This window comes from Gordonia sp. NPDC127522 (assembly GCF_042672305.1).
In the GTDB taxonomy this organism is placed as follows: domain Bacteria; phylum Actinomycetota; class Actinomycetes; order Mycobacteriales; family Mycobacteriaceae; genus Gordonia; species Gordonia hongkongensis.
In genome coordinates this window covers 136,813-142,901 of sequence record NZ_JBHXVK010000012.1, presented here as the reverse complement: position 1 = coordinate 142,901, position 6,089 = coordinate 136,813, and the positions used below count along the sequence as shown (strand labels likewise).

General features: G+C 69.4%; 5 protein-coding genes. 1 reads left to right on the top strand and 4 read right to left on the bottom strand.

Annotated elements, in window-relative coordinates:
• Nucleotides 1-324: 324 nt before the first annotated feature.
• From ACFVHY_RS18010 to ACFVHY_RS18000, 3 genes are read right to left on the bottom strand one after another with little or no spacing between them, the layout of a single operon-like run.
• Nucleotides 325-1,230, bottom strand: coding sequence for a glycoside hydrolase family 16 protein (locus tag ACFVHY_RS18010; RefSeq protein ID WP_390274301.1), 906 nt, complete (start codon nt 1,228-1,230; stop codon nt 325-327).
• A 59-nt stretch (nt 1,231-1,289) separates the two neighbouring features.
• Nucleotides 1,290-1,868, bottom strand: a complete 579-nt coding sequence (locus ACFVHY_RS18005; RefSeq protein ID WP_390274299.1) for a nitroreductase family protein — start codon at nt 1,866-1,868, stop codon at nt 1,290-1,292.
• 40 nt (nt 1,869-1,908) lie between these two features.
• A complete protein-coding gene (locus ACFVHY_RS18000; RefSeq protein WP_390274296.1) occupies nt 1,909-3,525 on the bottom strand; it encodes an MFS transporter in 1,617 nt (538 codons plus the stop codon).
• Between the two features lie 121 nt (nt 3,526-3,646).
• Here ACFVHY_RS18000 and ACFVHY_RS17995 point away from each other — a divergent pair, with 121 nt between their 5' ends.
• Nucleotides 3,647-4,327 carry a TetR/AcrR family transcriptional regulator gene (locus ACFVHY_RS17995; protein WP_390274294.1) on the top strand — a complete coding sequence of 227 codons (681 nt, stop codon included), beginning with the start codon at nt 3,647-3,649 and terminating at the stop codon, nt 4,325-4,327.
• A gap of 392 nt (nt 4,328-4,719) precedes the next feature.
• On the opposite strand, the gene ACFVHY_RS17990 is transcribed toward ACFVHY_RS17995, so the two are convergent.
• Nucleotides 4,720-6,021, bottom strand: a complete 1,302-nt coding sequence (locus ACFVHY_RS17990; protein WP_390274292.1) for a mannosyltransferase family protein — start codon at nt 6,019-6,021, stop codon at nt 4,720-4,722.
• Nucleotides 6,022-6,089 lie beyond the last annotated feature (68 nt).

The following is a 6,089-nucleotide window of genomic DNA, read 5'->3' as shown; positions in this document are numbered from 1 at the left end:
GCTCCTCAGGGAGCGGGGGGTGACGCGCCCTCCGCAAGCTCCGGGCGCTCCTCAGGGAGCGGGGGGTGACGCGCCCTCCGCAAGCTCCGGGCGCTGCTGAGTAGCTGCGGCCTGGCGGCCGTCGTGCGTTACGAAAGAACCCGTTGTGCTTGGGGCGAGCCCAACTACTGCTCCCTGAGGAGGCCGGAGCTTGCGGAGGCCGTCACGAAGCCCAACTACTGCTCCCTGAGGAGGCCGGAGCTTGCGGAGGCCGTCACGAAGGGTCCTGGTGAGATGCGTCGCCAAACCTGGGTGCGGCCCCTTCGGATCATGCGGGCCGGCGACTCAGGGAGCGGGGGTGGACGGCGTGTAGCGCAACCAGTCGACCGTCATCGTCGCCGGGCTCGGAGTCGTCGACGACGGGGGGCCGGGCCAGATGCCGCCGACCGCGACGTTGAGCAGTGCGTACATCGGCTTGTCGAAGACCCACCGTTCGTCGCCGGTGAGCGAGGAGCGGTTGATCGTGTAAACCGCGTTCCCGTCGATGGTGAAACGGATCTGCGACGACGACTTGGTCACCGCGTAGACGTGGAAGTCGCCCGCATCGATGCCGGTGAGGTCGTGACCCCGCTCCCAACGGCCGGCGATCGGCCCCGGCAGCGGCAGTCCGGGGAGGAGATCGGCGAGCGAGAGATCGAGTGATCCCATCGCGGTGCCCAGCGCCGTCGGGCCGTGTACGCCCACGTGGACCCAGTCGGAGGAGTTGATCGTCTCGGCGATGTCGACCTCGCCGGCCGCCGGGTACCCGACGGAGTCGATGTCGCTCCCCAGCAGCCAGAACGCCGGGTGCAACCCGCGACCCTGCGGCAGCGAGATGCGCGCGGAGATCGTCCCGTAGGTGAACTGGAAGCTGTCCTTGGTGGTGAGCCGGGCCGACGTCCAGCCGCCGGTCGCCGCGCGGCGCGCCTCGATGAGCAGGTTGCCGTTGCCGTCGAGCCGGGAGTTCAGCCGATCGGCGGTGTAGTTCTGCACCTCGTTGTTGCCCCAGCCGTCGGCGCCGGTCTCGTGCTGCAGCGCCGACGGGAGCGTGCCGGCGGCGCCGTCGAATTCGAGGCTGAACGGCTCGTCGGCGTGGGCGGCCGCCGGCACGGACAGTGCTGCCGCGGCTGTCAGTGCGGTGACGGCGGCGACGGGCGCGAGGTGCGCTCCCAGTCGGCGGAGGAGTCCTCGACGTTGAGGTGCGACAGTCATGAAGAACAAGTACCACACGTCACTTCTGTCTCATATGCCTCGTTCGTCACATTCGCCGGTCAGGCGTCTGTGGAGCCCGGGAACGCGGGACGTCCCCAGCGGCCCGCGAACGCGACCTCGGACAGCGGGAGCCGGGTGCGAGGTTTCTCGTCGCGGACGCGGATCTCTTCGGGAAGGGACTCGGGGTCGGCGAGCGCGCCGACACCGAGCAGCACCAGCGGTCGTTTGTCGGCGGGGATGCCGAAGGTGTCGCGGGCAGCGTCGGTATCGAAACCGGCCATCGGATGGGCATTGAAGCCGAGGGCCTCGGCCTGCAGGATCATCTGCGCCACCGCCAGTCCGCAGTCGACGGCCCCGTACGTGTGGGCCTTCGCGTCGTCGGGGTCATCGGTGGTGCACACCAGGATCAGGGCCGCCGATCGCGGCGCCCACCCCGAGTTCCCCCGGGTCAGGACGCCGGCGAGGGCGTCGAAAGTCGGGTCGCCGCGCAGTCCCGCGATGAAGCGCACCGGCTGCACCCGCCCCCAGGTGGGAGCCCAGCGCCCGGCGTCGACGATCGTGGTGACGTCGTCGAGCGAGATGGTCGCGGACGGATCGTAGCCGCGGGCGCTGCGGCGGCCCGAGATGAGTTCGTGCATCCGCCCGAGGGTAGTGGCGCGGCGACCGCCGGGCTCGCCGTCAGGAGTCGGCGCGTGCGACGCCCACGGGACCGGTCGCCGGGAGCGAAGCGAGGGGGACCGAATCAGCACCGTCGGGCAGTTGCACCTCGGCGACCTCGGCCTGCGGATCGGTGGGCTCGTCGCGCATCACGAACAGCAGGACCGTGCCGAGCGCGAGGAGCGCGAGACCGCTCGCCAGCGACGCCGCGTGCATGCCGTCGACGAAGGCCTGCTTGGCGGCGGTGGCCAACCCCTCTCCGGCCGAACCCATGTCGGTCGCCCGGTGGAGGGTCTCGCCCAGGGTGTCGCCGAACGACCAACCCCGATCGCCGTCTCGGAACACGAGGGTGGCCAGCGATCCGAGAAGGGCCAGGCCCATCGCGGTCCCGAGCTCGAAGCTCGTCTCCGAGATGCCCGACGCGGCGCCCGACCGCTCCGGCGGCACCGAGCCGACGACCACGACCGACACCAGGCTGAACTGGATGCCGTAGCCGACGCCCGCGATCGTCGTGCACAGCACATACACCCAGACCGGGGTCGAGGTGCCGAGAGTCAGCATGCCGAGATTGCCTGTAGCGGCCAGGCCGACAGAACCGACGAAGGCCAGCCGGGTGCCCAGGAACGCGGCGACCCGGGTCGCGCCGATGGAGAACACCGCCACCGCGACGGCCATCGGGAGGCCGGCGATGGCCGCGGCCAGGACGTCGTGGCCCATGACCGACTGGAGATAGACGCCGGTCAGGTACGACATGCCGCCGAGGGCCATCATGCCGATCAGCGCAACGGCGACCGCTCCGCTGAACTGCGCGTTGCCGAACAGCTTGAGGTCCAGAAGGGGTGACGTGACCCGGCGCTGGTGCAGCAGGAACGTGATGAGCAGTGCGGCGCCCACCACTCCGGCGACGACCACGCCGGTCGTGGCGCCTTCGCTCGCGACCGTCTTGACGGCATAGACGAGCGGGAGGATCCCGGCCATCGAGAGCACGACGCCGACGACATCGAACGGATCGTTCGTGGCGGCCCGGTACTCGGGGATCAGGCGCGGCCCGAAGACGAACAGCGCGGCGAGCACCGGGACGTTGATGAGGAAGACCACACCCCACCAGAAGTGGTGCAGCAGAACGCCTCCGATGACCGGACCGACCGCGCTGCCGCCGGCGAACGCCGCGGTCCACACGCCGATCGCGCGACCGCGCTCACGGGCGTCGGGGAACATGTTGGCGATGAGCGACAGGCTCGAAGGCAGCAGGGTGGCACCGCCGATGCCCATGAGGGCGCGTGCCGCGATCAGGATCTCGGGCGAGGGTGCGAAAGCGGCGATGACCGACGCGACACCGAACAGGGCGGCGCCGGCGAGGAGGATGCGTCGCCGGCCGACGCGGTCACCGACATTGCCCATCGTGATGAGCAGCCCGGCGATGAGGAAGCCGTAGATGTCGAGAATCCACAGCTGCTGGGCCGCGGACGGCGCGAGTGCATCGGTGATCGACGGGATGGCGAGGTACAGCACCGAGACGTCCATCGAGACGAGGAACACCGGCAGGGTCAGCACGGCCAGTCCCAGCCACGTTCGCCGGTCGGCGATACCCGAGGTGGTCGGGCGGAGCCGGTTCGACGGGTCGAGCTGGGCGGACATCATTCCTCCTTCGCGGCAGACGGCAGCTACCTACGCGTACGGTGTACGCGGGTCAGCGTACGGGGATGAGTACGCTGTACGCAATCGAAATATTCCCGCCCTGATCAGGAGGAACGAGAACGTGACGGCCGACACCTCGAAACTGTCGACGGCGACGATCGTCGATGCCGCCATCGCCGTGGCCGACGATGCCGGAATCGGGTCGCTGTCGATGCGGCGGGTCGCCGAGAAGCTCGGGGTCGGGGCCATGTCGCTGTACCGCCACGTCGAGGACAAGGACGCGCTGCTGCAGGCGATGTCGACGGAGGTCGGACGGCGGTTTCCGTACCCCGTCGACACCGCGCCCGAGTGGCGGACCCGGGTCGGGATCGCCGTCGACGTCGACTGGGACCTCTACACCCGGCATCCGTGGGTGGTCCTGGCCTACTCGTCGCCCCGACACAGTTACGGCGAGGATTCGCTGGCGTGCCTCGACTGGCTGGCGGCCGGATTCCTCGAGCTCGGCGTCGGCATCGAACGCGCCACCGACATGGCGCTGTCGGTCTGGAGCTTCGTCCACGGCGTCGCCCTTGTCGCAGTGAGCGATCAGTTGCTCCACGACGACGCCCTGCTGCCGTCCGCGGGACTGGCCGAGGTGATCTCGGGGGAGTCCGAGGTCGAAGTCCCGTCGCATCTCGCCCGCCTCGCCGGCCGCCGCGATGCCGGCCGGCTGCTCGATCCCCGGGCGCGGCTCGACGCCGGAATCGATTACCTCTGCCTGGGATTCGCGGCGTCGGCGGTGGAACGACCTTCTGCTCTCTGAGAGGCGAGCGAAGTGGGTTTTCTGCTGCCTGAGGTGCGAGCGAAGTAGGTTTTTCTGCTCCCTGAGGTGCGAGCGAAGTAGGTTTTTCTGCTCCCTGAGGTGCGAGCGTAGCGAGCCTCGAAGGGTCTCGCACGGCATCTCACCAGGCCCTTCGAGGCTCGTCGCTATCGCTCCTCGCACCTCAGGGTGCAGAAGGGGGTCCGCTGCTCGCACCTCGAAGTGCAGAAGGGGGTCCGCTCCTCGCACCTCAGGGTGCAGAAGGGGTCCGCTGCTCGCACCTCAAGGTGCAGAAGGGGGTCCGCTCCTCGCACCTCGAAGTGCAGAAGGGGGTCCGCTCGTCGTGCTTGGGGGCAGAGGGGTCGCGCTCCTCGGGGAATGGGGGTGCGCGATTCTCACATGGCGTGGGGGAACACGGTCAGCATGTGCGCGCCGAACCACGAGCTGCCCACCACGATCGGCACGACGATCAGTCCCGCGACCACCGGCCGCATCCGTGCAAGCGCCATCGCCAGCGGGATCAGCAGGACGAACGCGGGCAACAGCAACCGAGGCCGGCTCATCATCAGTCCGCTCGACAGCACGATCTGCGCGACCAGCAGCGAACCGTAGAGCAGGACCGGCCACGGGACCCGTGACCAGACGGCGACGCCCAGCATCACCAGCGTGCTCAGCACGATCCACGACGTGGCCACCGGGGCGACCTCGGCAGAATGGACGAGCACTTCGTTGATGAACTCGAAAGCGGCCACGCCCCAGTCGAACTGGGTGTCCCAGCCCTCGGTCTGGATGCGGAACCACCCGGTCGGCGACCCGGTGTGCGTCCACACCACGCAGAGATAGGCGAGGTAACCGAGCGGGCTGATGACGAGGGCGACGATCGCGCGGACGCGCGCAGCTCTCGGGACGGCGGTCCCGCGCGCCTGCCACAGGAACACGAGGGCCGCGAGCATCACGACCCCGATCAGGACCGCCGCCGTCGGCCGGCACAGCCCGCAGAGCGCGGCGACGATGCCGGCGAGGAGCCAGCGTTTCTCGAGGACCCCTACCAGCGCCCACACCGCGAGCGCGCAGAACAGCGCCTCGGTGTAGGCCATGTTCAGCACGATCGACATCGGCGTCGCCGCGAAGAGCACCACCAGGAACAGTCCGGTTCCGCGTTCGGGTGCCGGGCCGATCGGGGACCGTCGTGCCATGAGTCGGGCGCACACCATTCCGAGACGTGCCGCCCCGACCGCCGCCACGCATCCCAGGACCAGGTTCACCGTGATCGCCGCACCGAAGGGACTCAGGCCCGGCAGCTTCGCGATCAAGCCCACCAGGTAGGGGTAACCGGGAAAGAAGGCGTACGCGGTGTCGACGGTGTGCAGACCTCGGGCGTCGGTGAGCGTGTAGGGCACGCCGTCGTAGCCGTGGGTCGCGATCGCGATCATCCACTGCCCATCCCAGACCGCCAGGGAGTCGCCCAGCGTGGTGCCCCGGAGATCGGCGAACCGCGCCAGGACGAGGATGCCGATGGCGCGGATGACGAGGAAGACGAGCAGCGCGTCGAGCCACCATCGATGACCACGGACCGCGGCGGGAGACGAACCGAGCGGACCGAAATAGCCGCGGGTCATCGACGCCAGTCGACGACCGCACCCGTTCGTACCGACGGGACCGGTTCCGGTGTCACCGACGTCGGTTGGGGAGGCCACGCGAGCGATCCTAGGGCGGATCACCTCGGTCCGGTCCCGTCGGGTGGGGCGGAGACCAGGTCAGAGCG